Origin of the sequence: Micromonospora acroterricola (assembly GCF_003172955.1) — a bacterium.
Classification (GTDB): domain Bacteria; phylum Actinomycetota; class Actinomycetes; order Mycobacteriales; family Micromonosporaceae; genus Micromonospora; species Micromonospora acroterricola.
In genome coordinates this window covers 1-26690 of the sequence record NZ_QGKR01000303.1, presented here as the reverse complement: position 1 = coordinate 26690, position 26690 = coordinate 1, and the positions used below count along the sequence as shown (strand labels likewise).

The 26690-nt window shown below is 71.6% G+C and carries 27 protein-coding genes; 14 read left to right on the top strand and 13 right to left on the bottom strand.

What is annotated here, in order from left to right; genetic code table 11:
- Positions 1–2 precede the first annotated feature (2 nt).
- Entirely contained in the window at positions 3–269 is a 267-nt protein-coding gene (locus tag DKT68_RS32180) for a M23 family metallopeptidase (protein ID WP_236647075.1), read from the top strand.
- 107 nt (positions 270–376) lie between these two features.
- Positions 377–607 carry a DUF2188 domain-containing protein gene (locus tag DKT68_RS26290; RefSeq protein WP_109820061.1) on the top strand — a complete coding sequence of 77 codons (231 nt, stop codon included), beginning with the start codon at positions 377–379 and terminating at the stop codon, positions 605–607.
- 106 nt (positions 608–713) lie between these two features.
- On the opposite strand, the gene DKT68_RS26285 is transcribed toward DKT68_RS26290, so the two are convergent.
- Both DKT68_RS26285 and DKT68_RS26280 read right to left on the bottom strand, forming a co-directional pair.
- A complete protein-coding gene (locus DKT68_RS26285; protein ID WP_109820060.1) occupies positions 714–1736 on the bottom strand; it encodes a DUF4331 family protein in 1023 nt (340 codons plus the stop codon).
- Between the two features lie 198 nt (positions 1737–1934).
- Positions 1935–3194 carry a glycoside hydrolase family 16 protein gene (locus DKT68_RS26280; RefSeq protein WP_109820059.1) on the bottom strand — a complete coding sequence of 420 codons (1260 nt, stop codon included), beginning with the start codon at positions 3192–3194 and terminating at the stop codon, positions 1935–1937.
- A 339-nt stretch (positions 3195–3533) separates the two neighbouring features.
- Here DKT68_RS26280 and DKT68_RS26275 point away from each other — a divergent pair, with 339 nt between their 5' ends.
- A complete protein-coding gene (locus DKT68_RS26275; protein ID WP_109820058.1) occupies positions 3534–3932 on the top strand; it encodes a hypothetical protein in 399 nt (132 codons plus the stop codon).
- A 132-nt stretch (positions 3933–4064) separates the two neighbouring features.
- Here DKT68_RS26275 and DKT68_RS26270 read toward each other — a convergent pair whose 3' ends face one another.
- Positions 4065–4685, bottom strand: a complete 621-nt coding sequence (locus DKT68_RS26270) for a TetR/AcrR family transcriptional regulator (protein ID WP_109820057.1) — start codon at positions 4683–4685, stop codon at positions 4065–4067.
- A gap of 118 nt (positions 4686–4803) precedes the next feature.
- Here DKT68_RS26270 and DKT68_RS26265 point away from each other — a divergent pair, with 118 nt between their 5' ends.
- The 3 genes from DKT68_RS26265 to DKT68_RS26255 all read left to right on the top strand — a co-directional run bounded on the left by DKT68_RS26265 (position 4804) and on the right by DKT68_RS26255 (position 7087).
- Positions 4804–5520 (top strand): SDR family NAD(P)-dependent oxidoreductase, encoded by a 717-nt coding sequence (locus DKT68_RS26265; protein ID WP_109820056.1) that lies wholly within the window; start codon positions 4804–4806, stop codon positions 5518–5520.
- 30 nt (positions 5521–5550) lie between these two features.
- On the top strand, positions 5551–5790 hold the full coding sequence (locus DKT68_RS26260; protein WP_109820055.1) for a tautomerase family protein: 240 nt from the start codon (positions 5551–5553) through the stop codon (positions 5788–5790).
- Positions 5791–5911: 121 nt separating this feature from the next.
- Complete coding sequence (locus DKT68_RS26255; RefSeq protein WP_109820054.1) at positions 5912–7087, top strand: glutathione-independent formaldehyde dehydrogenase; 1176 nt, start codon at positions 5912–5914, stop codon at positions 7085–7087.
- Positions 7088–7105: 18 nt separating this feature from the next.
- Here DKT68_RS26255 and DKT68_RS26250 read toward each other — a convergent pair whose 3' ends face one another.
- Together DKT68_RS26250 and DKT68_RS26245 are read right to left on the bottom strand one after the other, a co-directional pair.
- Entirely contained in the window at positions 7106–7528 is a 423-nt protein-coding gene (locus tag DKT68_RS26250; RefSeq protein ID WP_109820053.1) for an acyl-CoA thioesterase, read from the bottom strand.
- 24 nt (positions 7529–7552) lie between these two features.
- The gene (locus DKT68_RS26245) at positions 7553–7933 is read right to left on the bottom strand and encodes a hypothetical protein (RefSeq protein ID WP_109820052.1); all 381 of its coding nucleotides are present in this window, start codon (positions 7931–7933) and stop codon (positions 7553–7555) included.
- Positions 7934–8450: 517 nt separating this feature from the next.
- On the opposite strand from DKT68_RS26245, the gene mmsA reads away from it, so the two are divergent.
- The 4 genes from mmsA (at position 8451) to DKT68_RS26225 (ending at position 13824) form a co-directional block, all read left to right on the top strand.
- Positions 8451–9998, top strand: coding sequence for a multiple monosaccharide ABC transporter ATP-binding protein (gene mmsA, locus DKT68_RS26240; protein WP_109820051.1), 1548 nt, complete (start codon positions 8451–8453; stop codon positions 9996–9998).
- The gene (mmsB, locus tag DKT68_RS26235) at positions 9995–11293 is read left to right on the top strand and encodes a multiple monosaccharide ABC transporter permease (protein ID WP_109820050.1); all 1299 of its coding nucleotides are present in this window, start codon (positions 9995–9997) and stop codon (positions 11291–11293) included. The genes mmsA and mmsB overlap by 4 nt, the downstream gene beginning before the upstream one ends.
- A gap of 52 nt (positions 11294–11345) precedes the next feature.
- Positions 11346–12449: a substrate-binding domain-containing protein gene (locus DKT68_RS26230; protein WP_109820049.1), complete on the top strand. Its 1104-nt coding sequence runs from the start codon at positions 11346–11348 to the stop codon at positions 12447–12449.
- 112 nt (positions 12450–12561) lie between these two features.
- Positions 12562–13824, top strand: a complete 1263-nt coding sequence (locus tag DKT68_RS26225; protein WP_109820048.1) for an ROK family transcriptional regulator — start codon at positions 12562–12564, stop codon at positions 13822–13824.
- A 200-nt stretch (positions 13825–14024) separates the two neighbouring features.
- Here the strand turns inward: DKT68_RS26225 and DKT68_RS26220 are convergent, their stop codons facing one another.
- The 4 genes from DKT68_RS26220 to DKT68_RS26205 all read right to left on the bottom strand — a co-directional run bounded on the left by DKT68_RS26220 (position 14025) and on the right by DKT68_RS26205 (position 18183).
- A complete protein-coding gene (locus tag DKT68_RS26220) occupies positions 14025–15635 on the bottom strand; it encodes a hypothetical protein (protein ID WP_109820047.1) in 1611 nt (536 codons plus the stop codon).
- Positions 15636–15841: 206 nt separating this feature from the next.
- The gene (locus DKT68_RS26215) at positions 15842–16831 is read right to left on the bottom strand and encodes a transporter (RefSeq protein WP_109820136.1); all 990 of its coding nucleotides are present in this window, start codon (positions 16829–16831) and stop codon (positions 15842–15844) included.
- Positions 16828–17718, bottom strand: coding sequence for an ABC transporter ATP-binding protein (locus tag DKT68_RS26210; protein WP_109820046.1), 891 nt, complete (start codon positions 17716–17718; stop codon positions 16828–16830). Before DKT68_RS26210 ends, DKT68_RS26215 begins: the two co-directional genes overlap by 4 nt.
- A gap of 57 nt (positions 17719–17775) precedes the next feature.
- A complete protein-coding gene (locus DKT68_RS26205) occupies positions 17776–18183 on the bottom strand; it encodes a GntR family transcriptional regulator (RefSeq protein ID WP_109820045.1) in 408 nt (135 codons plus the stop codon).
- A gap of 615 nt (positions 18184–18798) precedes the next feature.
- Between DKT68_RS26205 and DKT68_RS26200 the strand changes: the two genes are divergently transcribed.
- Complete coding sequence (locus DKT68_RS26200) at positions 18799–20067, top strand: Nramp family divalent metal transporter (RefSeq protein ID WP_109820044.1); 1269 nt, start codon at positions 18799–18801, stop codon at positions 20065–20067.
- A gap of 187 nt (positions 20068–20254) precedes the next feature.
- Positions 20255–20794 (top strand): hypothetical protein, encoded by a 540-nt coding sequence (locus DKT68_RS26195; protein ID WP_146218433.1) that lies wholly within the window; start codon positions 20255–20257, stop codon positions 20792–20794.
- A gap of 40 nt (positions 20795–20834) precedes the next feature.
- Here DKT68_RS26195 and DKT68_RS26190 read toward each other — a convergent pair whose 3' ends face one another.
- Together DKT68_RS26190 and DKT68_RS26185 are read right to left on the bottom strand one after the other, a co-directional pair.
- Positions 20835–21107 carry a hypothetical protein gene (locus DKT68_RS26190; protein ID WP_109820135.1) on the bottom strand — a complete coding sequence of 91 codons (273 nt, stop codon included), beginning with the start codon at positions 21105–21107 and terminating at the stop codon, positions 20835–20837.
- 183 nt (positions 21108–21290) lie between these two features.
- Entirely contained in the window at positions 21291–23600 is a 2310-nt protein-coding gene (locus DKT68_RS26185; RefSeq protein ID WP_201749196.1) for a M64 family metallopeptidase, read from the bottom strand.
- Positions 23601–23959: 359 nt separating this feature from the next.
- Here DKT68_RS26185 and DKT68_RS26180 point away from each other — a divergent pair, with 359 nt between their 5' ends.
- On the top strand, positions 23960–25069 hold the full coding sequence (locus DKT68_RS26180) for a lectin (RefSeq protein ID WP_109820041.1): 1110 nt from the start codon (positions 23960–23962) through the stop codon (positions 25067–25069).
- Positions 25070–25100: 31 nt separating this feature from the next.
- Here DKT68_RS26180 and DKT68_RS31600 read toward each other — a convergent pair whose 3' ends face one another.
- Both DKT68_RS31600 and DKT68_RS26175 read right to left on the bottom strand, forming a co-directional pair.
- The gene (locus DKT68_RS31600) at positions 25101–25238 is read right to left on the bottom strand and encodes a hypothetical protein (RefSeq protein ID WP_201749195.1); all 138 of its coding nucleotides are present in this window, start codon (positions 25236–25238) and stop codon (positions 25101–25103) included.
- 37 nt (positions 25239–25275) lie between these two features.
- Positions 25276–25596 (bottom strand): PadR family transcriptional regulator, encoded by a 321-nt coding sequence (locus DKT68_RS26175; protein ID WP_109820040.1) that lies wholly within the window; start codon positions 25594–25596, stop codon positions 25276–25278.
- Between the two features lie 144 nt (positions 25597–25740).
- On the opposite strand from DKT68_RS26175, the gene DKT68_RS26170 reads away from it, so the two are divergent.
- Positions 25741–26690, top strand: a 950-nt coding sequence (locus tag DKT68_RS26170) for a hypothetical protein (protein ID WP_201749194.1), incomplete at its 3' end; no start/stop codon positions are given.

Genomic DNA, 26690 nt, shown 5'->3' with positions numbered 1-26690 from the left:
GGGTGAAGATCGATCACGGCGGCACGTGGGAGACGCAGTACCTGCACCTGCTCGAACCGCCGCTCGTCCGGGTCGGGCAGCGGGTGGCCCAGGGCGACCAGATCGGCCTGCTCGGCAGCACCGGCAACTCCGGGGCGCCGCACCTGCACTACGAGCAGCGCCGGGGCTGGGACAAGGTCGAGACCCACTTCGACGGCGAGGCGTCGGGCATCACCACCGACGATCGCGAACACATCATCAGGCGGACGAGCAACAACTGCCCCGGGTGACGGCTGGCGGCACCGTCTGGTGGGGACGGTGCCGCCCACGTTTGCCCGGTTATGGCTCCGGGCAACTGATCTGGTGAGACAGATTCGGACGCGGGAAGGAGCCGGTGATGGTCAAGGGTGACGTCGACACGTACCACGAGGACGGGCAGTGGAAGAACAAGCCCGAGGGCAACGAGCGAGCCAGCAGCACGCATGACGTGAAGTCCGACGCCCAGGCCGAGGGTCGCGAGATGGCGGCCGACCGTGGCGTCGAGCACGTGATCAAGAAGCAGGACGGCACGATCGGTGAGAAGAACACGTACCCGCGCAGCCGCGACCCGCGAGACATCGAAGGCTGACAGCCGCCAGACACCACCGGACTGACCTCGTCGGCGTGGCCGGCGAGGTCAGTCCGCTGTCCCGCGGGGGGCTACCGGAGCCTGGTCCGCCGCGTCGGGTGGGCGGTCAGGCCGGCACCACGTACGGGAACGCGCTGCCGCGGGCCGCCTTGGTCACGTCGGGGGTGAGGCCGGAGGTCATGCCGGTGTTCAGCACCAGGGAGAACATCACCTCGGGCGCGTTGTCGGCCATCGTGCGGCCGTTGCGGACCGCGAAGCCGTAGGTGGCCGGCGTCCCCACCTGGTACGACAGCAGGTCGGGATAGACCTGCCGCGCCACGCTCCAGCCGTACGCCTGCGGGTCCGGCGCGGTCCCGTTCGCCGCGACCACGCCCGCGACCGCCGACGCGATCTCCTCGCCGTCCTCCTTGAGGTCGTTGCTCGGGTGCCGGACGTTGGCCGGGTTGGAGAAGTCGGTGTCGGTCGGCCAGAAGATCGGCCACATCATGGGGTGACCGGCGCGGTTGATCTGCCGCCATCCGCCCGCGTCGGTGGCCAGCATCGTGCGACACCACACGCCGATCTGGGTGCCGTCGCGCAGCATCGGCTCGTCATGGGAGACCTCGAGGACGATCGACTCGACGGTCGTGCCGGCGAAGCTGTTCTTGGCGTTGTCGGCCCGCCACGCCGAGCGGTCCAGCTTCGCGCCGTCCTTGATCGCGCCGTTGACGGTCGCGAGCTCGTCCAGGTCGATGTAGAACGGGTCGGTGATCCGGCCGGCCCAGAGCCGGACGTTCCCGCCGCCCGACACCTCGCCGGTCCGGCCCTCGACGATGGGGGTGCCCATCGCGCTGTCGTCACGGGCGTCCGCGCCGACGAGTTCGTACAGCATCAGCGTCTGCTTGCCGGCGCCGTCCGGCTCGCCGAAGGCCAGCCGGTAGGTCAGCTCCTCGAACTCCGCGCCGTTGAAGTGAATCTTGAACTCGTAGCGTGCCTCGGCGTGGAAGCCGCGCTTGATGTCGGCCTTCGTCACGGAGCTGTTGACGTCCATCACGAACACGGTGGCGCGGTCGCCGTTGAAGACGTACAGGTCGTCGATGTAGAGCTGACCGCTCTGGGCGGCGAGGGGGGTGTCGAGGTGGTGCGACATGAGGCCACTCCATGTTGCGGGACGTATCGGACTAACACGAACATAGCGGTCCGATTGTTGCCCCTCGCGTCATCCGTCGAATCCGTTCGCCCGCTCCACCGGATGGCGGTTCGGCCGGAAGGGCGATGATCGCAACGGTGGGCCGCCCGGGTGTTCCCGGGCGGCCCACTCGCAGGTGTCACACGGCAGGTGGTGCAGTCAGACGCGGGACCACTTCTGATTGGCCGCGCCGATGCAGTCCCACAGGTGCAGCTTGCCGCCGTTGTTGGGATTGGCGTCCCGCACGTCCACACACCGGTTGGCACTGAGGTTGACCAGGTCGCCGGCGGCGTTGAGGGTGAAGCGTTGGGCGGCATTGCCGTTGCAGGAGACCAGGTTGACCTCCGTGCCGTTCGCCGTGCCGGCCCAGGCCGGGTCCATGCACTTGCCCATCGCGCGGACGGTCCCGTCCGAGGCGAACGTCCAGGCCTGCGCCACGCTGGTGTTGCAGTCCCAGATCTGCAGCTTGGCGCCCTCGACCGGGTTGGCGCCGGGGATGTCGATGCAGCGCCCGCTCTGCGCGCCCCTGATCCGGCTGGTGCCGGGGGTCGGCTCGCCACCACCGCCGGACGTGTAGCCGGACACCCGGACGTAGTCGACGAGCATCTGCTGGGGGAACTGCGTGGAGGCGTCCGGGTAGCCGGGCCAGTTACCGCCGACCGCCACGTTGAGGATCATGAAGAAGGGGTGGTCGAACACCCACCGGTTGCCGCCGAGCCGGGCGGGGTCGACCCGGTGGTACTGCACCCCGTCCAGATACCAGGTGATCACGTTCGGCTCCCAGTCCACCCGGTAGGTGTGGAAGCCGTCGGCGAGCGGTCCGCCGAGGGTGCGGCTGCCGGTGATGCCTCCGCCGCCGGAGTAGCCGGGCCCGTGCACGGTGCCGTAGACGGTGTTCGGCTCCCGACCGATGTTCTCCATGATGTCGATCTCGCCAGCGTCGGGCCACCCGCCGCCGGTGCCGAGCATCCAGAACGCCGGCCAGATGCCCTGACCGCGCGGGATCTTGATGCGGGCCTCGAACCGGCCGTACGTCTGGGTGAAGGTGGCCGCGGTCAGCAGCCGCGCGGAGGTGTACTCGCAACGCCCGTAGTGGCACTGGTAGTTGGCGGGATTGTCCCGGCGGGCGGTGATGACCAGGTTGCCCTGGCCGTCGTGGGCGGCGTTGCTGGTGCTGTTGGTGTAGTACTGCCGCTCGTTGTTGCCCCAGCCGCTGCCGCCGATGTCGAAACGCCACTTGCTCTGGTCGACGGGCGCGCCGGCCGGGGCGTTGAACTCGTCCTGCCAGGTGATGGGGCCGATGGCGGCCTCGGCCCGGTCGGGTTGCGGGGGGAGGACGAGTGCCCCGGCGGTGGCGATGAGAGCGGCTGCTGCGAGGACGAGTGGTCGGAAACGCGAGGTGGGACGGGCTCTGAACACGGGGGGCTCCTCAGCGAGGGGGTGGCGGAGGCTGTGCGCAGGAGAGCCGGGAGAGCGCTCTCTAGAGTGAAGCATGTCGATGCCGAGGACTTTTTGTCAAGAGTGTTTCCAATGTAACGACAGTCCGTTACCACCTGATGCTGGGCGGTGAACGGCCGTGCGCCTCTTCTCCGGCCGTGCCGCCACGGGCAGGCGAGCCCGGATGCCCCCGATACGGGTCGAATCGACTCTTCCTATTGCCGTGGGGCGTCCACGGGGGACAGGATGACGAGGCTCGCCGGAAACATCCCCGTAACCTGCGCGCTGCTGGTCTCTGTCACGAGGAAGTGGGAGTCAGTCATGAGCGACGTGTCGACGGCGCTGGGTGTGCGCCTCTACCCGGACCTGGTCGAGCGAGGTGGTCTGGCCCCCGCGCTCATCGAGATCGCTGCCCGGCACCAGCTTGACGTCGGCCGGGTGACCGCCCCCGAACAGGGCCGGAGCCGGTTCACCTGCGCCGAGCTGCACTCCGACCAGGGCGTGGTCTGCGTCGGGCTCGGCTCCCAGGCCCGATACTTCATGGTGGACCTTCGGGTCTCCGGCGAGGTCCAGGCCCGGGGCGACGCCATGGATCTCGTCCAGGTGGCACAGCTGGCCTCGGCCTGGCGGGCCGGGCTGACACTCGTCGAGCTCACCGCCCGGTTCGCCTTCATGGAGGAGATGAAGCGCCGCCCGGCGCCGATGGCCCAGGCCCGCTGACACGCTCAGCAGCGCAGCCGGGCGGCAACGGTGACCCGGTGGTGGCGTCGCGGTCCAGGTAGGTTGACTCGACGAAGGCGAGGAAGCGCTCCGCGTCCGCCGCGTTGGAGGCCAGCCTGGTCACCGCCCCACTCAGTCGGTCGTGGTCCGCGCATCCGCCGGCACCTGGAGGAGGTCCAGGCAGTTGCGCCACAGCGTCTCCAACTGGGCCGGATCGTTGAGCAGCTTCGCGAGCAGGACCCGTCCCTCGATCTGGGCGACGATGGACCGGGCGGCCTCCCGGGTGTCGACCGACGGGCCGGCGAGGCCGCGCTCCTTCGCCTCGACGACCACCTGCTCGATGAGGTCGATCTGTGCCTCGAAGATCTCCTGGAGCCGGCCGCGGATCTCCTCGGCCTGGTTGCTGAGCTCGAGTGCGAGGTTGCCGAAGAGGCAGCCGGCGACCACGCCGGCCCTCTGCTGCCCGGCGCGCTGGATCTCCTCGGTGGCCTCGAACAGGTCCCGTAGCCGCCGCAACGGGTCGCGCCCGCTGCCGAGCAACTGCTCCCACTGCCGGCGCTGGGTGGCCCAGTGCTCGTCGATGACGGTGCGGGCGAGCGCCTGCTTGGACTCGAAGAAGTAGTAGAAGCTGCCCTTCGGCACACCCGCGGTCGCGCAGATCTCCGCCACGCCCAGGGCCGAGTAGCCGCGCTGCTCGATCAGCGTGGCGGCCGCGTCGAGGATCTTGTTCCGCGCGTCACTGGTCCGTCCCATGCTTTGACGATACACGACCGGTCGGCTAGCTTTTAGTCGACCAGTCGTCTAGTGGTCACCCTCGGCCGGGCCGACCAGGCCCGACCCCACGGCTCCGGCCAGTCAGGAAGTGGTTCTCATGAGCACCAGTCAGGGACAGAGGGTCGTCGTGATCACCGGTGCCTCCCAGGGCATCGGCGCGGATCTCGTGACCGCGTACCGCAAGCTCGGATACGGCGTCGTGGCGACCTCGCGCTCGATCGACAACTCCGACGACCCGGAGATCGTCACCGTTCGCGGCGACATCTCCGAGGCGGACACGGCCGAGCGGGTGGTCCGTGCCGCCCTGGACCGGTTCGGGCGTATCGACACCCTCGTCAACAACGCGGGCGTCTTCGTCGCCAAGCCGTTCACCGACTACACCGACGAGGACTTCGAGCTGGTCACCGGCATCAACCTCGCCGGGTTCTTCCACCTCACCCGGCGCGTCCTGCCGCACCTGCTGGCCACCGGCGCCGGGCACATCGTCAGCATCACGACCAGCTTCGTCGACCAGCCCAGCTCGCACGTCCCGTCCGTGCTCGCGTCGCTGACGAAGGGCGGCCTCAGCTCCGCCACCAAGTCCCTGGCCATCGAGTACGCGGCTCGCGGAGTGCGGGTCAACGCCGTCGCGCCCGGCATCATCAAGACCCCGATGCACCCGGTCGAGACGCACCAGACGCTCGCGGGCCTGCACCCGGTCGGCCGGATGGGCGAGACCAGCGACGTGGTCGACGCCGTCGTCTACCTCGAGTCCGCGCCGTTCGTCACCGGCGAGATCCTGCACGTCGACGGCGGCCAGAACGCCGGTCACTGACCCCACCCCAACCCGAGACAGGAGAAGACCATGCCGATCGTCACCATCCAGATCACCCGCGAGGGCAGCACGCCCGGCGCGTCCGCGGCGACCGCCGAGGAGAAGGCCGCACTGATCAAGGGCGTGAGCGAACTGCTGCGCGACGTGTTGAACAAGCCACTGACGTCCACCTTCGTGGTGATCGACGAGGTCGAGACCGAGAACTGGGGTCGCGGTGGCCTGCCGGTCGAAAAGTTCCGGCAGCAGCAGAGCGGTCAGGCGCCCGAGTAACGGCCACGCCGGGGCGTCGGTCGGGCCGACGCCCCGGCGCGGGTCGAGCTGCCTGCCCGGCGGCATGAACGACCCGGCCGTGGGAAGAACCGGTCCTCCGCCGCCGGACCAGGGAGTCGCGATGAGAGCCGTCGTCTACGCCGACGTCCGGACGGTCGCGGTGCGGGACGTGCCCGACGCGACCCTGGAGGCGGAGACCGACGCGCTCGTACGGATCACCTCCACCGCCCTGTGCGGCACCGACCTGCACATGTACGACGGGCGGACCGGCGCCGAGCCCGGGCTGGTGCTCGGCCACGAACCGCTGGGCGTGGTCGAGCAGGTGGGCAGCGCCGTGCAGACGGTCCGGCCGGGCGCCCGGGTGGTGATCCCCACGCACCTGTTCTGCGGAACCTGCGTGATGTGCGCCCGGGGGCTATCGGCGGCGTGCCTGCGCGCGCGGGCCGAGGCGCCCGGCGCCGCGTACGGCTACGCCGGGATGGGCCCCTACCGGGGTGCCCAGGCCGACCTGCTGCGCGTGCCGTGGGCCGACGCGAACTGCGTACCCCTGCCCGGTGAGCCGGGTGACGGGTACGAGGACGACTTCGTGCTGCTCGCGGACGCGTTCGTCACCGGCTGGCACGCCGCCGCAACCCTCGCCGGGGTGGAGCCCGGTGACACGGTCGCCGTGTTCGGGGCCGGCACCATCGGCCTGCTCAGCGCCTACGCGGCGTTGATCCGCGGAGCCCGGGTCGTGTACTGCGTGGACGGCGTGGACGCCCGGCTGGACAAGGCGGGGGAGATCGGCGCGGTGCCGGTCGACTTCCGCCGGGGCGACCCGGTCGAGATGATCCGCGCGGACCGTGCCCGGGCCGGGCTGCCGCTCGGCGAGGAGAAGCTGGGCGGCGTCGACAAGGTCATCGACGCGGTCGGGTTCCAGGCCCGCGACCGCGAACACCCCGACCAGGAGCGCCCCGACCAGGTCATCGCCGACGCGGCCCGGCTGGTCAACGCGACGGGCGCCATCGCGGTCGCCGGTGTGTACCCGGACAAGGACCCGCATCCCGGCCCCGGCGCGAGCGCCCACGAGGACCTGGTCGCACCATGGGGGACGCTGTTCAGCAAGGGTGTCTCGGTCCGCTTCGGCCGTACCCACGACCGCCGCTACACGGTGCTGCTGCGCGACCTGGTCGTCTCCGGGCGGGCCCGGCCGAGTGTGATCGTCACCCACCACGGCACCCTCGCCGACGCCCCCGAGCTGTACCGCAGCTTCGACCGCCGCGAAGACGGGGTGATCAAGGCGGTGCTGCACCCGTGAGCCCCGGGTGTCCCGTCCTCAGAGGTTGAGCGGCGCCGGGTCGGTGGCCAGTTCCCGGAACCGTCCGCGCGGGTCGGGCACCAACCGCCGGGCCGACAGGTCCAGCAGCCCGCCCACGCCGGTCAGCCGGGCGACCGGCGTGCCGTCCGCGCGGGTGTAGTCCTGCTCGATGTGGAAGGCCCGGCCCTCGCCCCAGCGGAACTGGCAGGTCACGTCCACCTCGTCACCGCCGCGCAGCTCCCGCAGGTACGTCACGGTCACCTCCATCGCGACCGGGCCGACGCCGGCGGCGAGGAGCCGGTCCTGTGCGATGCCGGCGGCACGCAGGCACTCCCACCGGGCGTGCTCGGCGTACTGGAGGTAGACGGCCTGGTTCAGGTGGCCCTGGGTGTCCAGTTCGTAGCCGCGGACGGTGATGCGTACCCGGAACGGATCAGCCATGCGCCCGAGGGTACTGAGCCGGGGTCAGGCGCGGGCGACCCGCCACGCGCTCGCCACGCACACGCCGGCGGGCAGCAACCCGACCAGCCACGCCCACTCCTGCCCGCGCAGGAGGTAGTAGGCGACCAGGGCGACGGCCAGCGCGACGCCGTACGCGTTGAGGGTGGCGGCGGCCGTCCGCGCCGGCTCGGCGCCGCCCCGGCGGCGCACGGCCGAACCCAGCCACACGAGGGCGCCGACGAAGAAGATGACGCTGAAACCGAGGACGGTCTGCACCGCCGTCGACAGGCGATTCGCGCCGGCGAAGATGATGATCGTCAACACGGCCAGGGCCAGGAGCCCGGCGGCGTACCGCGCCCGGGTCGAGTCGCGCGGGGCGCCGTGTGCGTCGGGCCGTACGGTCACGGTCCGGATTCTAGGGGACACGCAGGCGGAACGGGGGGCACGGAAGGCGCTCCCCGAGGGCCTGCTGGCCGTGATCGTGGCACCGACCGCTCGCCCGCCAGCGGCGTGGATCACACCGCTCCCCGCCGGCCCGCCGTGTCGTCCTTCGGTGGGACGCCGGCAGGCAGCCCTATCAAGATCGTTCGATGACGATGGGCGCCCGGCGAGCTGGCCTGCGGCGGGCCCGGGGGAGGTCGTGCCTGGTGACGGCCCTGTCGGCAGCGGCCGGGGTCGATCAAGGCGCGATCGCGGGCCGAAGGGGATGACGCAGAGTGCGCCACGGGTGCGGGTGGGACGGCAGGGGTGGCCGTGACCAGCGAACACTGCGCTACGTCGATATTGCCGGATTGTTACATTTTCAACACGCCCTCGCCTTGCGGATGACCCTCCCACCGCAATACGTTGCCGTCAACAACAAAACCGAGTGAAGGTCAAACCTTCCGGAGGCACCGATGACGTTGGCGAGGTGGTACGAGCGATGAGCGACGTGCCCATCCTCCTTGAGATGCGTTCGATCACCAAGGAGTTTCCCGGAGTCAAGGCCCTCTCCGACGTCAACCTGGTGGTTCGCGCCGGCGAGATCCATGCCATCTGCGGCGAGAACGGCGCGGGCAAGTCCACGCTGATGAAGGTTCTCAGCGGGGTCTACCCGTACGGCACGTACGACGGCCAGATCATCTACCAGGGCGCGGAGACGCGGTTCTCCGACATCCGCGCCAGCGAGAACGCCGGCATCGTGATCATCCACCAGGAGCTCGCGCTGATCCCCGGCATGTCGATCGCCGAGAACATCTTCCTCGGCAACGAGCCGCGCAAGCGGGGTGCGATCGACTGGACCGCCGCGAACCGGATGGCGCTGGACCTGATGGCCCGGGTCGGTCTCGAGGAAGACCCGGACACCCTGATCAAGGACATCGGTGTCGGCAAGCAGCAGCTCGTGGAGATCGCCAAGGCGTTCGCCAAGGACGTGAAGCTGCTCATCCTCGACGAGCCGACGGCCGCGCTGAACGAGGCCGACTCGCGGCACCTGCTGGACCTGCTGCGCGGCTTCCGCTCGCGCGGCATCACCTCGATCATGATCTCGCACAAGCTGAACGAGATCGAGGCGATCGCGGACCAGATCACCATCCTCCGGGACGGCCGGACCGTGGAGACGCTGGACGTCAGGGCGGACGGCGTCGACGAGGACCGGATCGTGCGGGGCATGGTCGGCCGCGAGCTGAGCAGCCGGTTCCCGGACCACACGCCGAAGATCGGCGAGGTCTTCTTCGAGGTTCGCGACTGGAACGTCCGGCACCCGATCTCCGCCGAGCGCCAGGTCTGCAAGAACGAGAGCTTCGTGGTGCGCCGCGGCGAGATCGTCGGCTTCGCCGGCCTCATGGGCGCGGGCCGCACCGAGCTGGCGATGAGCGTCTTCGGCCGCTCCTACGGGGTGTACGAGTCCGGCACGATCATCAAGGACGGCAAGGAGATCGTGCTGAAGTCGGTGGCCGACGCCATCGACCACGGGCTCGCGTACGTCAGTGAGGACCGCAAGGCGATCGGCCTCAACCTGCTCGACGACATCAAGTCGTCGACGGTGGCCGCCAAGCTGTCCAAGATTTCGCACCGCGGCGTCCTCGACGAGGTCGAGGAGTACAAGGCGGCCGAGGCGTACCGCAAGGAGTTGCGGACCAAGGCCCCGACGGTCGACGAGAGCGTCTCCAAGCTCTCCGGCGGCAACCAGCAGAAGGTGGTGCTGGCGAAGTGGATGTTCACGGACCCGGACCTGCTGATCCTCGACGAGCCGACACGCGGCATCGACGTGGGTGCCAAGTACGAGATCTACGGCATCATCCAGCGGCTCGCCGACCAGGGCAAGGGCGTCGTGGTCATCTCCTCGGAGCTGCCTGAGCTGATCGGGCTCTGCGACCGCATCTACACCGTGTTCGAAGGCGCCATCACGGGCGAGATCGCCCGGGCGGACGCCACCCCGGAAAACCTCATGAAGCAGATGACCTCGACGAAGAAGATGCTGACACGATGAGCCGATTGAAGGACCTTCAGAAGAACCTGTTCGGAGGCACCACCTCCAACGCTCGCCAGTTCGGGATGATCTTCACCCTGGTGGCGATCGTCGTCCTGTTCCAGTTCCTGACCGACGGCCTGACCCTGCGGTCGGACAACCTGATCGCGCTGTTCCAGCAGAATTCGTACATTCTGATTCTGGCCATCGGCATGCTCATGGTGATCGTCGCCGGGCACATCGACCTCTCGGTCGGCTCCGTCGCCGCCTTCGCGGGCATCCTGGTGGCCAAGTCGATGTCCGACTGGTCGCTGCCCTGGCCCGTCGCCATCCTCTTCGGCCTCGCGATCGGCGCCATCATCGGCGCCTGGCAGGGCTTCTGGGTGGCCTACATCGGGGTTCCGGCGTTCATCGTCACCCTGGCCGGCATGCTGCTGTTCCGCGGTGGCAACCAGTACATCGGTAACGCCAACACGATCCCGGTGCCGGAGGGCTTCCGGGAGATCGGCTCCGGGTTCCTGCCCGAGTTCGGTCCGAACACCGGCTACAACAACGCCACGCTGCTGCTGGGTCTGGCCGCGGCGGTGGCGGTGGTGTGGCGCGAGATCCAGGCCCGCAAGACCCGTCGGGCGATGGACGCCGACCCGGCACCGATGTGGATCTCGATCCTGCGGATGGCCATCATGGTCGGGGTGATCGCCTTCGCGTCGCTGCGCTTCGCCAGCGGTCGCGTCGGCACCAGCTTCCCGATCTCCGGCATCATCCTGCTGGTCCTGGTGATCGCGTACTCCTTCTACACCCGCAACACGGCCGGTGGCCGGCACATCTACGCGGTGGGCGGCAACTCCCGGGCGGCCGAGCTGTCCGGCGTGAAGCTCAAGCGGGTCAACTTCTTCGTCATGATGAACATGTCCGTCCTGGCCGCACTGGCCGGCATGATCTTCGTGGCCCGTTCGGCGGCCTCCGGACCGCAGGACGGCAACGGCTGGGAGCTGGACGCCATCGCCGCGGTCTTCATCGGTGGCGCGGCCGTCTCCGGCGGTATCGGCACCATCAGCGGCTCGATCGTTGGCGGTCTCGTCATGGCCGTGCTCAACAACGGCCTGCAACTGATGGGCGTCGGCACCGACCGCGTCCAGATCATCAAGGGCCTGGTCCTGCTGCTGGCCGTCGCGATCGACGTCTACAACAAGAAGCAGGGGCGGTTCTCCATCATCGGGAGCCTGATGCGACCGTTCCGTCGCGACGACTCCGCGCCACCCGCCTCACCGCCGAACGCGGAGCGTGAGCCCGCCAAGGCAGCGGTGTCCGGCTGACGGCCACCGACCTCTCCACCCCGTTCCAACTTTCAGAAAGGCACGTCCTCACATGCGTAAATTCTTCGGCACGTCGGTGGTGGCCATCAGCGCCGCTGCCATGCTGGCCCTCGCCGGCTGCGGCTCCGGCCGTGACGGCGACAGCGACTCCGGCGGCGAGGCAGCCAAGGGCTTCCCGGCGAACTCGCTGATCGGTGTCGCCCTGCCGGCCAAGACCTCGGAGAACTGGGTCCTCGCCGGTGACCTGTTCACCAACGGTCTCAAGGAGGCCGGTTTCCAGGCTGACGTGCAGTACGCGGGCGCGTCGACCACGGTGGCCGACCAGCAGGCCCAGATCACCGCCATGACCACCAAGGGCGCCAAGGTCATCGTCATCGGCGCGACCGACGCCGCGCAGCTGTCGACCCAGGTCGCGGCGGCCCACGCGGCCGGCGTGAAGGTCATCGCGTACGACCGGCTCATCACCAACACGCCGGACCTCGACTACTACGTCGCGTTCGACAACTTCAAGGTCGGCCAGCTCCAGGGCCAGGCCCTGCTGGACGGCATGAAGGCCAAGAAGCCGAACGGCCCGTACAACATCGAGCTGTTCTCCGGCTCGCCGGACGACAACAACGCCGGTGTCTTCTTCAACGGCGCGATGAGCGTGCTCAAGCCGGAGATCGACAAGGGCACCGTGGTCGTCGCCTCCAAGCAGACCGACGTCAAGCAGACCGCCATCCAGGGCTGGAAGGCCGAGGGTGCGCAGGCCCGCATGGACCAGCTGCTGACCTCGACCTACGGCAGCAAGGAGCTGGACGGCGTCCTCTCCCCGAACGACACGCTGGCCCGCGCGATCCTGACCTCGGTCAAGGGTGCTGGCAAGCCGACCCCGGTCGTCACCGGTCAGGACTCCGAGGTTGAGTCGGTCAAGTCGATCGTGGCTGGCGAGCAGTACATGACGATCAACAAGGACACCCGCAACCTGGTGAAGGAGACCATCAACATGGTCAAGGCTCTCCAGGCCGGTAACACCCCGCAGGTGAACGACACCAAGTCCTACAACAACGGCAGCAAGGTCGTCGACACGTACCTGCTCCCGCCGGTCGCCGTCACCAAGGCGAACGCGGCTGAGGCGTACGCCAACGACCCGAAGCTCGCGCCGCTCACCAAGTAAGCACCACACGGTAGGCAGCAACGTCGATGGGTCCCGGATCTCCTCTTCCGGGACCCATCGTCGTCCTGGCACCCCCGCACCACCCGTTGCCGATCCGGAAGGAGGTCTGACCGTGGCGACACCCGTCCGGAGCGGGCCAGCCGGAATCGGCCGCAATCCCGAATCCCCACTGCCCTCGCTCCCCGGCGCCAGCCAGGAGGAGATCCGGCGGCAGAACCTCGGCGCCGTGCTGCGCTACGTCCACCTGCACGGGCCGACGTCCCGCGCCGAGCTGACCAGCCGGCTCGGCCTCAACCGGAGCACCATCGGCGCCCTCGCGGCCGACCTGGTCGCCAGCGGCCTGGTCACCGAGGAGGCCCCGACCACCGCCCGCCGCGCCGGCCGCCCCTCGCTGGTGGTCAGCCCGCGCTCCGTCCGGGTGTACGCCCACGCGCTGAGCATCGACGCGGACCGGCTGCGCGCCGCTCGGGTCGGCCTCGGCGGGCGCATCCTCGACCTGCGCGAGGTCGCCCGCCCCAGCGGCATGGCGGCGGTCGACGCCGTCGGGCCGCTCGCCGACCTCGTCCGCGACATGGAACGCTCCGTGGACGCCGACGCGCTGCTGGTCGGCGGCGCCGTCGCGGTCACCGACACGACCCGTGACCCGGACGGCAGGATCCTGATCGCCGGCGTCAACGAGGCCCTCGGCATCGCGCTCGAGGCGGAATTCACCGCCTGCCCGGGGTTCGTCGCCGGCGACCTGGCCGACATCGCCGGTCTGGCCGAGCACATCCGGGGCGTCGCGGCGGGCGTCGACGACCTCATCTACCTGCACGGTGACGTCGGCATCAGCGCCGGCCTCATCGTCTCCGGCCGGCTGATAATCGGGCACCGGGGCCACAGCGGCAAGGTCGGCCACATGGTGGTCAACCCGAACGGCCGGCTCTGCGGATGCGGCTCACGCGGCTGCTGGGAGACCGAGATCGGGGAGGGCGCGCTGCTGCGGCACGCCGGTCGGGACCCCAACGACCGTGGAGCGGTGGCCGAGGTGCTGCGGGCGGCGGCGGACGGCGACCGGACCGCGCGGGAGGCGGTCGAGCACGTCGCCGACTGGCTCGGCTTCGGCGTGGCCAACCTCGTGAACGTCGTCAACCCCGACGCCGTGGTGTTCGGCGGCTCGCTGCGCGACATCTTCACCGCGGGAGCGGACACGGTTCGCAGCAGGTTGGACGCCATGCCGCTGCCCATCTCCCGCCAGCACCTGCGCCTGGAGGCCGCCGCGCTGGGCCGGGACGCCGTCCTGATCGGCGCCGCCGAACTGGCCTTCGACAAGCTGCTGGCCGACCCGCTGAACGTCGGCGTCGCCGGCCAGACGGGCGCCGACGACCGGGCGTAGCCGCCCGTTGTCCCGCCTCGGCCTCCGGGGCGGATCCAGTCTGGCTGGTACCCGTGCCGCCGCCACGCCGGTGCCTGGCGGCCGGCGGGCCCACCGGCCAGCGAGCCGGCGGAGACCTGTTCGACCTGCCCCCGGAACATCGCCCACGGTGACCCGGCCCGGCGGGCCCCGGTCGGTCGGCGACCGGGGCGCGCCACGGCTCAGCCGGCGGGACGAAGCACCCGACCGGGGCCGGCGGCGTTGTCCGCCGCGGCCTGGGTGCGCTGGGCGCCGGTGACGCAGACGTCGTCGCCGAGGAACGCCTCGCGCCACACGTAGCCGGCGACGCAGGTGTGCGGGCCGTACGGGCCGCTGACCCAGCGGCTCGCGGCGACCGCGTTGTCCGCGAGGACCTGGGAACGGGTGGCGCCGGTCACGCACACGTAGTCGGACTGGTCGGCGTCACGCCAGACGTACCCGCTGACGCAGCTGTTTGGGCCGAACACCAGCCGGGCCGGGTTGCGCCGGGACGCGGCGGCGGCGTTGTCCGCGGCGGCCTGGGTGCGCTGGGCGCCGGTGACGCAGACGTCGTCCCCGGCGTACGCCTCGCGCCACACGTAGCCCGCGACGCAGGTGTGCGGGCCGTACGGGCCGTTCACCCAGCGGCTCGGCGCGGCGGCGTTGTCCGCCCACACCTGGCTGCGGGTGGCGCCGGTGACGCAGACCAGGTCACCGGGGCGGGCCTCCCGCCAGACGTACCCCTGGATGCAGCGGTTGACCACGTCGGTGGTCACGGTCACCGACGCGGCGTTGCCGGAGACCCAGTTCACGTTGATCTGCACGCCGTTGGCGTTCAGCGACTGGGCCGGGCCACCGCCGGGGCCGGTGCGCAGCAGGGTGGGGGTGCCGTTGCGGACCTCGTGCAGCAGCACGGTGTCGGCGGGGATGCCCGCGCTCCAGCCGGTCTTCCGGCGGAACTCGACGGTGTAGTAGTGGAACAGGTCGGCCGGGTCGAACGGGATCCGGACCAGTTGCGGGCCACCGGCCGCGGGCACCTCCAGCGGCGCCAGGGTGAGGGTGCGTGAGCCCACCCCGTCGGCGGCCATGGTGAACACCCGGTTCTTCGGCAGCCAGCCCAGCTCGTCGCGGTGCGGCCCGTTGAGCCCGACCGCGCTGGTGCCGTAGTTCGCGGTGCCGAAGGCGTAGATGTGCATCGCGCTCATCTCGTCCCACGGGTCGTCGTACTCGCCGGGTTGGGACCACGGCGCGTTCTGGTAGGTGGTGTCGTTGGAGAACGAGTGGCCCAGGTTGTAGCCGTGCAGCATCTCGTGGGCGGCGAAGCCGACGTTCCAGGCGCCCGGGTCGAGCAGCACCCGGCCGCCGGCCGCCCCGGAGTCCACCCAGTCGTTGAGCATGACCGCGATCCGGTTGCCGGCGGGCACCGCGTAACCGGCCGCCGCGGCGGTGTCCACGCAGCGCTGGATGCGGGTCCACCGGTCGATCGGCTGGAACTGCGCCAACGTGTACGGCATCGTGTACCAGCCCCGGACCACCGAGCCGGCCAACGACACCCGCCCGCCGGACTGGTCGGCCAGGTAGTCGGCGACCCCGCCCGTGCCGACACCGGCGGCGGTGAGGAAGTTGGCGAAGTGCGTGGGCGTCTTCGGCTCGGCCGGTTTGTCGCTGAACTTGCACAGCAGCACCGACCATGCGGTCGCGTTGCGGATCGGGCTGGCGGTCGCTGGCGCGGCCGGCAGCGCCACCGCGCCCACCACGGCGCAGGCGAGCGCCACGGTCGACGCGGCGACCCGGCGGAGGATTCTGAAGTTCACTCGTACGCTCCCATCCGTGCGGCCCGACCGACGCGGGCCCTGCGGTCCACATCGGATCACTCGTGGTGAGCGGATGGGCACGTCCAGTCGCGTTGGCGACGGGCCGGAATCCGACTCCCTCCTGGCTCAGACTCACCGCCTACGGCCTGCGCTGACGCGTGATCGCCGGGGCCGTCGGGTGCCCCGGCGATCACGCGTCGTCCGGCCTACGCGATCCGGCGGACGCGGCGGACGGCGAGGTAGAGCAGGATCAGGGCCAGGGCGACGAAGACGCCCGTCTCGATGCCCTGGAACAGCCAGAACCGGTCCGCCGGCTGGTAGAGCTGCCAGTTGTACGCGCCCGGCTCGATGCCCAGCTCGGCGCCGCAGACCCGCCCCTCCGGTCCCTTGCCACCCGGCGGGCACTGGATCCGGGTGTCCTCCGCCACCATCGTCCCGTCGGGGTTGCGGACGCCCTGGGCGAGGATCCAGCCGCCGCGCTCGGTCTGCGGCTCACCGGCGCCCTCGATGGGGAAGGTGAGGGTGCGGGCCGGCTGGTAGTGCGGTCGGGCCAGGATCTCCACCGCCGCCCGTACGCCGATGAACCCGGCCAGGGTGATGCCCATGGCGGGGAGCATCCGCTTCCACACCGTGCCGGCGAAGATGCCGAGCGCCACCGCGAAGAGGGTGTACCCGATCGGGACGACGCCCTGCAGGTCGAAGACGATCAGGCCGAGCCGGCCCTCCTGGGCGGCCTGGGTCAGCGGGTCGACCCACCACGACATGCCCAGCCCGTAGCCGACCGCGAGGACCACCACGGCGGCGCCGACCAGCCCGAACTTCACCAGCGCCCAGCGGGTCCGGCCGACGCCCTGCGTCCACACGAAGCGGTGGGTGCCGTGCTCCACCTCGCGGGCGACCAGCGGTGCGCCCCAGAACAGGCCGACCAGCATCGGCAGGGTGAGGAGCAGCACGGCCACCAGGTTGAGGCTGCCGTAGCGGTTGGTGAAGCGGTGGAAGGCCGCGTCGCAGCCGTCCCGGGTCGCGGCGGCCGCATTCGTGTCGTTGAGTTTTCGTACGCACTCCGCCAGCCCGAGGTCGGCGAAGCTGTGCCGCATCGACAGGCCGATCGGCACCATCAGGGCGGCGAGCACCGCGAACCCCAGCAGGGTGAAGAACGCCTGCTTGCGGTGTTGCCGCCAGGTCAGCCAGATCATGCCGGGACTCCCCACTCGCTGTGACTGGTCTGCGTGGCGCCGTCGGCCAGGTGGGCCAGGACCACGTCCTCCAGGCTGACCTCCCGCACCGTCCAGGCGGGATCGGTGATCGGACCGTCGGTCTGGACCAGCAGCGTGGACTGCCGGTCGGTGTGGCTGGCCCGCACCACGGCGGCGACGCCCCCGATCGCGCCGCCGTCGTGCCGCGGGCCGATGAGCTGCCGGTGCCCGGCCACCAGGTCGTCGACCGCGCCAGCGAGCTGCACCTGGGCGGCGTTGAGCACGATCAGGTAGTCGCAGACCCGTTCCAGGTCGGCCAGCAGGTGCGAGGAGAGCAGGACCGTGGTGCCGGAGTCCGCGACGCTGCCCATCAGCGACTGGAGGAACTCCGGCCGGGCCAGCGGATCGAGGCTGGCGACCGGCTCGTCGAGCAGCAGCAGCCGGGGCTGTTTGGCCAGCGCCAGGGCGAGCGCCACCTGGGCCCGCTGCCCGCCGGAGAGTTTGCCGACCGGCCGGTCCGGCGGTATGCCGAGCTGAGCCAGCCGGGTACGGGCCAGCGCCGCGTCCCACCGCCGGTTCAACCTGCCGCCGGCGATCACCAGCTCGGCGGCGGTGAAGTCCCGGTACAGCGGGGTGTCCTGGGCGACGAACCCGATGTCCGCCAGGCCCTCCGTGTCACCGTACGGCGATCTGCCGAACACCCGTACCGCGCCCGCGTCGGGCTTGAGTAACCCGACGGCCAGGTGCAGCAGTGTGCTCTTTCCCGCGCCGTTCGGCCCGACCAGCGCGGCGATCCGCCCGGCCGGCACGTGCAGGGAGCAGTCCCGCAGCGCCCAGGTGCTGCCGTACCGCTTGCCCAGCCGGTCGGCCTCCAAGACCATGTCCATCCTCTGTCCTCTCGTTTCGCTCGCTGCGGTGCCTGGTGGTGTGCTCGCCGCGCTCGCTCACGCGGGCTCCTTCTGCGGGGCGTCGTCGGCGAGGGTGGCCCGCAGCGTGGTCTCCACCAGGGCGACGACGTCCTCGGCCGTGAGGCCGGCGGCCTGCGCCCGGTGCAGCCACGCGACAAGGTCTTCGCGCAGCTCGGCCTGGTTGGGCAGGGACGCGCCGGCCAGGGTGCGCTGGACGAACGTGCCCACCCCCGGTCGGCCGCCGACCAGACCCTCGATCTCCAGCTGCCGGTACGCCTTCAGCACCGTGTTCGGGTTGATCGCCAGTGACTGCGCGACGTCCCGGACCTTCGGCAACTGGTCGCCCGGCACCAGCAGGCCGACCCGCAGCGCCTGTTTCACCTGCTGCACGAGCTGCATGTAGGTGTTCACCTTCGACCGGCTGTCCAGCACAAACTCGATCACTCGAGACGATCCTCCCCTGTTGTCCTACGACAGTAGGACTAATAGACAGCTTTCCGGGGAGGTTCGCCGCTGTCAAGGACGGTGCGGCGAGTCGCCGGGTCGACTGTCTGAGGACGAGTCGACGTGGGAGGCGGGCGCGGTACCGCGTGGCGTGGTGGGCGCGGTGGACGGCCAGGGAGGCAGAGACCTGTCCCCTCCCCAGGCTGACCGAGGAGGTGGGGGAGGCGGTGGCCGTCCGGAGCGGAGCGTGTGGGCGAACCCGAAGTTCCCGTCTCGCCGTGCCGATCGGGTCGGGGGATGCCCTATCCCTGGCGATACCTCTGAGGCATCAATATGCCACTGAGGTATCACGCTGATTGGCGACCTCGGCCGGGGAGGCGTCCTCGCGGGTGATCGACTCGGTCCCAGCGACGTGGCGGAATCCCGGGCGGGGGGATGCCCCGATGTCAGGGACACCGAGTCGATCAGGGCCCAGCCGGGACGGAGGCCACCGCGAATCTGGCCCCGTTCCCCGGCCTCATTCGTGTGGCACGGGCGGGCCACACGTTGGCACGGACGGGTCAGCCGGCCGGGAAGGGAACGGGCACGCGATCCGTGTGGACGGGGAGGTGTTCGATGGTCACCAACGAGCTCGCGGTGTCGACGGCGACGCCGTTGCAGGCAGCCCGCGCCCGGGGCCGGGTACGCGGGCGACTGATCCTGCTCGGCCCGGCGTTCGTCGCCGCCGTCGCCTACGTCGACCCCGGCAACTTCGCCACCAACTCCGCGGCCGGCGCCCGCTACGGATACCTGCTGGTCTGGGTCGTCGTGGTGGCCAACCTGATGGCCATGCTGGTCCAGACGTTGACCGCCAAGCTGGGCCTGGCCACCGGGCGCAGCCTGCCGGAGCTGTGCCGGGAACGCATGCCCCGCCCGGTCAACCGGGTGATGTGGGTACAGGCGGAACTGGTCGCGATGGCCACCGACCTGGCCGAGGTGATCGGGGGCGCCGTCGCCCTGTACCTGCTCTTCGGCATACCCATGCTGCCCGGCGGAATCATCATCGGCACCGCCTCGTTCGTCGTGCTCGCCCTGCGCTCGCGCGGCTTCCGGGCCTTCGAGATCGCCATCGCCGTGCTGCTCGGCGTCATCGTCCTGGCCTTCGCCGCCAACCTGCTCGCCGCCGGCTCCGACCCGGGCTCCGCCATGGCCGGCCTGGTACCCCGGCTCCAGGGCACCGACAGCGTGCTGCTCGCCGCCGGCATCCTCGGCGCCACGGTCATGCCGCACGTCATCTACGTGCACTCGGCGCTGACCCGCGACCGCATCCCCGCCGCCGACGACGTCGAGCGCCGCACGCTCTTCTGCGGCCAGCGCACCGACGTGCTGCTCGCCCTGACGGCGGCTGGCGCCGTCAACCTCGCCATGCTGCTGATCGCGGCGGCCAGCTTCCGCGGCGGCGGCCCGGCCGGCGCGGACAGCCTGGAGGGCGTGCACGCCGGCCTCGGCCAGACCATCGGCACCGCCGCCGCGTTCGGTTTCGCCATCGCCCTGCTGGTCTCCGGGCTCGCCTCCACCAGCGTCGGCACCTACGCCGGAGAAGTGATCATGCAGGGTTTCCTGCGCCGCCGGGTGCCGCTGCTGCTGCGCCGGCTGATCACCCTGCTGCCCGCGCTGGCGGTGCTCGCCATCGGTCTCGACCCCACCCGGGCGCTGGTGCTGTCCCAGGTCATCCTCAGCTTCGGCATCCCGTTCGCGCTGATCCCGGTGGTCGCCTTCACCCGTCGCCGCGACCTCATGGGCAACCTGGTCAACCACCCGCTCACCACCGCCGCCGCGTCCCTGGTGGCCGTCCTCGTCGTCGCGCTCAACGCCTTCCTGCTCTGGCAGGTCGTCACCGGCTGAGCCGGCTGGGCGACTCCGCCGGCTGGGCCTGTCGATCGGCCTGGCCGGCGGAGCGTGTAGGCCGGGTTGGAGCGGGTACCGCGATCGGGCTGGTCGGGAGCGTGGGACCGGCGACGAGCCGAGGTCCGTACTGCGGAAGGGTCCTGCCGTGGGGTCGTACCGGATCGGATGGACGGCCGGAAGCCGGGTGCGACCGGCGGCTGGCCGGCCGCTGACGAGGATCGCCACGGCGGGCCTCGCGGCGCATGTCTTCTTCGAGTTGGGCGCCGGCGTCGGCATGCCGGCGGCTTCGGTCCTGGGTCCGGCGCCCGCCGCGGGGCTGTGGGCCCTGACCACCGGGACGCTGTTGCGGACGGCCGGCACCCGCCCGGCGTCCAGCGACGGGGTCTTCGCCGTCTCCAACGGGGTCGGGCTGGCCGCGGTGATCGCCCACCTGCGCGGCTGGCCGCGTCGACGCACCCGGCTGGGCCTGCCGTGGCTGCGGGAGTGCGAGGGGCTGGGGCCGGAGCTGATGCGGTACTACAACCCGATCCTGTACGTGTCGGGCGCGGCGGCGCTGGGCGCGCTGCTGCGGGAGAACCGCTCGGCGCCGCGCTACGTGCCGCTGCTGACGCTCGGTCTGGTGCCACTGCTCATCGTCACGCAGCACGCCGAGCACTGGCGGCTGCGCGAGATGAGCCACCGGCGACCGGGCTGGTGGAACCGCCGGCTGCGGCGACTGGACTGAGGGGCCGGCCGCGGGCTCGGCCCGGCCACGGCCGGCGTGGTCAGGTCCGCCGGCCCTCGTCGCGGGTGGGAATCTCCTGGCGCTGTTCTAGGACGTCCGCCGCCTCGGCCTCGGCCGGAAGCGACGTCGCGTCCTCGAGTGTGCCCGCCGGCAGGGCGCCCTGCTCGGCGAGGTCCGCCTCGGTCGCCTCCGGGTCCACGTCACCCGACATCTTGTCCGGCGGCCCCGTGTCGACCGCGTCCTGCCGTTGCTCCAGGGCGTCCGCCTCCGGCGCGGGCCCCAGGTCCCCCTGCTCGTCCCGGTACGTGCTCATCGCGGCCTCCTGCCCGGCGGGTGTCGACGTGCCGCCGGGCCGCTGCCTACCCGTCACCGGCGTACTCACGCCTGACTGCCGCCATCGGTGAGGGGGCGCCCGCCGGTCCGGAGCACCGGAAGGCGGCCCGGAACGGCCGCTGCCCGCCGCAGGCGTCGGCGGCGGACAGCGCGTCGTGCGGCGTCAGGCGGCCGGCGTCGACCCGCACCGTCCCGAGGTGGCCCCGCGTACGGTGGTGGCCGCACCGAGGTCGACCGGGGCCGGGCCGCGCCCCGAACAGACCAGCGAGCCCACCTGGCTGCCGGCGAGGATCGGCGCCGTCACGCCGCCGGCGCCGGCCAGCACCAGCGGACCCGTCACCCGTGCCCCCACCACCGTGAGGTGGTCGGTGGTGCCGGTCAGCGTCACCGCGCCCTGCACGCCGGAGTTCACCAGCTCGACGGCGGTGGCGCCGGTCGACACCAGGCTCCCGGCGATCGAGGACCGCTCGGCGACCAGGCTGGCGCCGGGCCGGACGATCACCCCGCCGGAGACCGTCGCCTCGCGCAGGCAGGTGACGCCGGCGCCGGCCAGCAGCGGACCGGCGTGCCGGCCGGTGACGACCCGCGTGCACGCCGGCGGCGGCGGGATCAGCGTGGCCACGAAGGCGTGTGCCGCACCGATGTTGCCGACCGCGTCGATGCCCCGGTACTCGATGGTGTGCCGCCCGTAGCCGGGGGAGCGTTCGGCGAACGGAGACACCGACAGGCCGCCCGAGCCGAGGTTGCCGTAGACCAGACCGTCCACGTCGGTGCCGGTGGCGGTGAACAGGAAGGGCGACCGGGCGTCGGTGGGCCAGCCGTAGTAGTTGTGCCAGCCGTCGCCGTCGAGCCGGAACTCCGAGGTGACCTGCCCGGCGCTGTCGTCGGTGCCGGTGAGGCCCATGGTGAACGGGCCGTTGTACACGTACTCGGTGGGCCGGCCGGGCCGGGTCAGCGTGAGCAGCGGCTCGGAGAGGGCGGACTCGACGTCGGGCCGGGTCGCGTCGATCGTCCAGGTGCGGGTCGCCGTCTCCCCGGTCGCCCGGTCGCTGACCCGCGCGGTCAACCGGTGGGTGCCGCGCGACAGGCGCAGCGCGCCCAGGTCCAGGTCCCGGTCGCTGCCGGCGTCGGCCACCGGCCGGCTGTCGAGCGACCAGCGCACGGCCGGCACCCGGTCGGTGGGCTGGCTGGTCTGCACGTACACCACGTCCCGCGCGCCGACCGGCCGGTCGGTGGCGGTGGACCCGGTGATCGTCAGCGGTGCCGTGACCGGCGGGGTGCGGACACCGGTGTCCACGGTCCAGGCCCGGGTCTGGGTGAGCGCGGGCGAGTCGCGGACCGCGGGATCGCGGACGAACGGGGTCGGGTCGGTCACCGTGGCGGTGACCGTGTGCCGACCGGGCGCCAGTCGCAGCGCCCGCAGGTCGAGATGGCGGGCATTGCCGGTACGCGGCACCGCCCTGCCGTCGACCGCCCAGGTGGCCGCGAGCGCGTGGCTCACCGGGTGCAGGGTGTCCACCCAGAGCACCCGGTCCACGCCGACCGGCTGGTCGGTGGCCGTCCCGCCCTGCACGATGCCCACCCGGGCGGCGATCCGCTCGGTCATCTGCTCCCGAGCGACCTGGTCGAAGTAGAAGCCCAGGGACTTCATCATCGAGTGCCGGCTGGGCCGCCACACCCCGCGCTGGAGGTACAGCCCACCCTCGTAACGGCCGATCGTGCCGCCGGACTCGCTCGGCTCGCCCAGCCAGCGCCACCACTTGGCCCGGGTGTCGCGCATCTGCTGCTCGGTCAGCACCGTGTGGTGCACCGAGTCGGGCTCCGGCCCGGTGTACGTGTCGCCGGGCACCCCACGGCCGTAGTAGTCGTACTCGTCCTGCAGTTCGCCGAGCGAGTGCCCGAGTTCGTGTGGGCTGATCAGCGCGGAGAGGGCGTTGCCGCCGGAGGCGGTGGCGTTGCGGCCGCCCGCGCCGCCGTAGGTGTCGCTGTTGGCCAGGGCGATCAGCTGCCGGTTGCCCGGGTTGGTCCCGGTGGCCAGGTCGGCGTACGCGCTCGCCGCCGCCCCGTCGACCGTCAACAGCCGCTGCACGCTCGCCGGGTTGCAGCCGCCCCAGAAGCCCATGCCCAGCGCGGTGTCGCGCCGCGGCGCGGACAGGCCCGGGTCGCAGTCCACCCCGGACTCGGCGGAGACGATCTCGACGGCGTAGACGTTGAAGTAGCTGCGGTAGGACTTGAACGGCTCGATCGTCCACAGCGTGTTGAGGTGCCGCTCCACGTGCGACCGGAAGGTCGGCAGGTCGGCCTCGGTGTAGCCGTCGCCGAGCAGCACCAGGTTGAACCGCTTCGCCGGGTCACCCGTGACCTGGATCGGCACCACGGTGGCGCCGTCGGTCGGCGCGGCGGCCGCCGGTGTCGCTGCCACCAACCCCGTCGCGAGCATCGCCGCGACGCAAAGCCCCGCTCTGATCCGCACCCTGGCTCCCCTCGTGTGCCGGGTGGTCCGGCCGCTGCGGGACGCCGGCCCGCCGCCATCCGCGCCTGCCGTGACCGTGGTCATCTCGGACCGTACCGGGGCGACGGCCGACACATAACCCTCCGCCGGTGCGCCGCTGTCCTGAATGGAGGACGCGGGCGCGCCGGACCGTCCGCAGCGGCGGGCCGACCGTTGGGCGCAGCCAGCGCCGCGTTCGGCTCCCGCCCGCGCCCGGTCGGCCCGGACCATCCGAGCCATCGCAAAGCATCAATGGGTACGTCCAGTTGTGGGGCCGTTTTCGGCGGGCGGCACCACCACCACCGAGGTCCCTGGACGACTGGTGAGGAGAGGGAACAACCATGCGATGGAACGCACGACGGGCCGCCGCCGGCGGCTTCGGGCTCGTCCTCAGCGCCGTGCTGGCGCTGGCCCAGGTCGCACCCGCCCAGGCCGAGTCGAACGGTGGGGTACGGGTGATGCCGCTCGGTGACTCGATCACCGACGGGTTCAACGTGCCCGGCGGGTACCGGATCAACCTGTGGCAGCGGCTGGTCGCGGCCAACCACACCGTCGACTTCGTCGGCTCGCAGTTCAACGGGCCGGCCAGCCTCGGCGACCACGACCACGAGGGGCACTCGGGCTGGCGCATCGACCAGCTCGACGCCAACATTGTGGCCTGGTTGCAGGCCACCACCCCCCGTACTGTGCTGCTGCACATCGGCACCAACGACGTGAACCAGAACCACGACCTGGCCAACGCCCCGGCCCGGCTCTCCGCCCTGATCGACAAGATCAGGGCCACGGCGCCGGAGGTCGAACTCTTCGTCGCCACCATCACCCCGGAGACCGACCCGACCCTGGAGGCGCGGGTGCGGGCGTACAACGCGACGATCCCCGGCATCGTGGCGCAGAAGGGGAGCCGGGTGCACCTGGTCGACATGCACTCCGCGCTCGGCACGGCCGATCTCGCCGACGGCGTCCACCCCAACGCCGGCGGGTACGACAAGATGGCGGCCCGCTGGTTCGACGCGCTGTCGTCGGTGCCCGGCAGCCTGGTGCCGTCGGGCGTACCGCCGGTCGGCAGCCCGGTGGGCCTGGTCAACCCGAACTCGGGGCGCTGCCTGGACGTCTCGGGCGCCAGCACCAGCGAAGGTGCCCAGACCATCATCTGGGACTGTCACGGCGGCGCCAACCAGCGCTGGACCCGTACCGCCGCCGGGGAGCTGCGGGTCTACGGCGACCGGTGCCTGGACGTGGCCGGCGGGGCGAGCGCCGACGGCACCAGGGTGCAGATCTGGACCTGCAACGGCACCGGCGCGCAGCGCTTCACCTTCCGCGCGGACGGGGCGATCGTGCTCACCGCCGCCGGCAAGTGCGTCGACGTGGCGTCCTCCGGTACCGCCAACGGCACCAGGGTCCAGCTCTGGACCTGCAACGGCACCGGCGCGCAGCGCTGGTCGGTGCGGTAGCGGTTCCGGCGCGGTCCCCGGTTGGCGCGGGTCAGTCGACCAGCGCCACCGGGGACCGGTCCCGGCGGGGCTCGGCGGCCAGCCCCAACGCCAGCAGCGCACACACCGCGCCGACCAGGAACAGCAGGGACGCCGTCGGTTGGCCCAGCCATCCCACAGCGGGTGCCACGCCGGGTGCGGCTCGCCGAGGTGGTGCTCCAGCGGGGTCAGGCGGGGCGGGAGCGCAGGCGACGCAGCCGTGCCTCGGCGGCGGTGGTGAGCTGGCGGAGCCGGGCCGTCTCCGCGTCGAGCGCGGCGACGCCGTCCCCGGTGAGCCGGTAGTAGCGGCGCAGCCGACCGTCGACGGTCTCGTCGCGGTCGTGCGTGATCAGCCCTTCCGCGGCCAGCCGGTCCAGCGCGGTGTAGAGGGTGCCGGCGAGGAGGGTGACCCGTCCGGCCGACAGGTCGGTGACCTCGCGCACGATCCCGTAGCCGTGCCGGGGACCGTCGGCGAGCGCGGTGAGGATGAGGAACGTCGGCTCGCGCATTCCTGCCATGCCGGCACTATAGATAGATCATCTATACATGGGCAAGGATGTGGGCGGCATCCCCGCGATGGCCACCACCGGTGGGCGGGATCGGCCAGGATGGGCGAGGTGGCCGTTCCACGGCCGCGGCGAGGAGGACGGGCGATGCGGGTACGGGCGCGGGTGACCCGTGGGCGGCGCGCCCGCGCGGGAGCGGCACTGGCCGCCCTGCTCGTCGGCGCGATGCCGCTGGTCCAGACGACGAGCGCGGCCGCCGCTGGCGCGCCCGGCGCCGGGACGCCGGTGTGCCAGGTGCGCGACGACCGGCTCCGGGAGATCTCCGGGATGGTCGCCACGGACGACGGGTACGTGGTGGTCAACGACGGCGCCGACGACGAGTCCCGCCGCCGCGTCTTCTTCCTCAACCGGAGTTGCGCCGTGGTGCGGGCGGTCGCCTACCCGTCCCGGCCGCGCGACACCGAGGACCTGGCCGTCGGCTCGGACGGCACCATCTGGGTCGCCGACATCGGCGACAACGACCGCACCCGGCAGACGATCGCGCTGTGGCGGCTCGCGCCGGGCGCGGACCGGCCGGTGCTGCACCGGATGGCGTACCCGGACCGGCCGCACGACGCCGAGGGGCTCCTGCTCGACGCCGACGGCCGACCGCTGGTCGTGACCAAGGGAGGCAGCGGCACCGCCATCCTGTACGCGCCGACCACCGCGCTGCGGCCCGGCGCGACGACGACGCTCGCCTCGGTCGGCCAGGTGGTCCTGCCGACCACCACGACCAGCAACCCGTACTCCTTCCTCGGGCGGGGCGTGGTCACCGGGGCGGCGAGCGCGCCGGACGGGCGCCGGGTGGTGCTGCGCAGCTACGCCGACGCCTTCGAGTACGACGTGCCCGACGGCGACGTGGTCGCCGCGTTGACCACCGGCACCGCCCGGATCACCCCGCTGCCGGACGAACCCCAGGGTGAGGCGATCACCTACAGCCGGGACGGCCGGTCGCTGCTCACCGTCTCCGAGGCCGCCGGCCAGCCGGGCAGCTACCCGACGATTCTCCGGTACCCGACGGCGACGGCCGGCACCCCGCGCCCGACCGAGCCCGCCCC

Bases quoted from the DNA above. Each gene is read 5' to 3' on its own strand.
- DKT68_RS26290 (WP_109820061.1), top strand. From the start codon at position 377: ATGGTCAAGGGTGACGTCGACACGTACCACGAGGACGGGCAGTGGAAG.
- DKT68_RS26285 (WP_109820060.1), bottom strand. From the start codon at position 1,736: ATGTCGCACCACCTCGACACCCCCCTCGCCGCCCAGAGCGGTCAGCTC.
- DKT68_RS26275 (WP_109820058.1), top strand. From the start codon at position 3,534: ATGAGCGACGTGTCGACGGCGCTGGGTGTGCGCCTCTACCCGGACCTG.
- DKT68_RS26270 (WP_109820057.1), bottom strand. From the start codon at position 4,685: ATGGGACGGACCAGTGACGCGCGGAACAAGATCCTCGACGCGGCCGCC.
- DKT68_RS26265 (WP_109820056.1), top strand. From the start codon at position 4,804: ATGAGCACCAGTCAGGGACAGAGGGTCGTCGTGATCACCGGTGCCTCC.
- DKT68_RS26260 (WP_109820055.1), top strand. From the start codon at position 5,551: ATGCCGATCGTCACCATCCAGATCACCCGCGAGGGCAGCACGCCCGGC.
- DKT68_RS26255 (WP_109820054.1), top strand. From the start codon at position 5,912: ATGAGAGCCGTCGTCTACGCCGACGTCCGGACGGTCGCGGTGCGGGAC.
- DKT68_RS26250 (WP_109820053.1), bottom strand. From the start codon at position 7,528: ATGGCTGATCCGTTCCGGGTACGCATCACCGTCCGCGGCTACGAACTG.
- mmsA (WP_109820051.1), top strand. From the start codon at position 8,451: ATGAGCGACGTGCCCATCCTCCTTGAGATGCGTTCGATCACCAAGGAG.
- mmsB (WP_109820050.1), top strand. From the start codon at position 9,995: ATGAGCCGATTGAAGGACCTTCAGAAGAACCTGTTCGGAGGCACCACC.
- DKT68_RS26230 (WP_109820049.1), top strand. From the start codon at position 11,346: ATGCGTAAATTCTTCGGCACGTCGGTGGTGGCCATCAGCGCCGCTGCC.
- DKT68_RS26215 (WP_109820136.1), bottom strand. From the start codon at position 16,831: ATGATCTGGCTGACCTGGCGGCAACACCGCAAGCAGGCGTTCTTCACC.
- DKT68_RS26210 (WP_109820046.1), bottom strand. From the start codon at position 17,718: ATGGACATGGTCTTGGAGGCCGACCGGCTGGGCAAGCGGTACGGCAGC.
- DKT68_RS26200 (WP_109820044.1), top strand. From the start codon at position 18,799: ATGGTCACCAACGAGCTCGCGGTGTCGACGGCGACGCCGTTGCAGGCA.
- DKT68_RS26190 (WP_109820135.1), bottom strand. From the start codon at position 21,107: ATGAGCACGTACCGGGACGAGCAGGGGGACCTGGGGCCCGCGCCGGAG.
- DKT68_RS26180 (WP_109820041.1), top strand. From the start codon at position 23,960: ATGCGATGGAACGCACGACGGGCCGCCGCCGGCGGCTTCGGGCTCGTC.
- DKT68_RS26175 (WP_109820040.1), bottom strand. From the start codon at position 25,596: ATGCGCGAGCCGACGTTCCTCATCCTCACCGCGCTCGCCGACGGTCCC.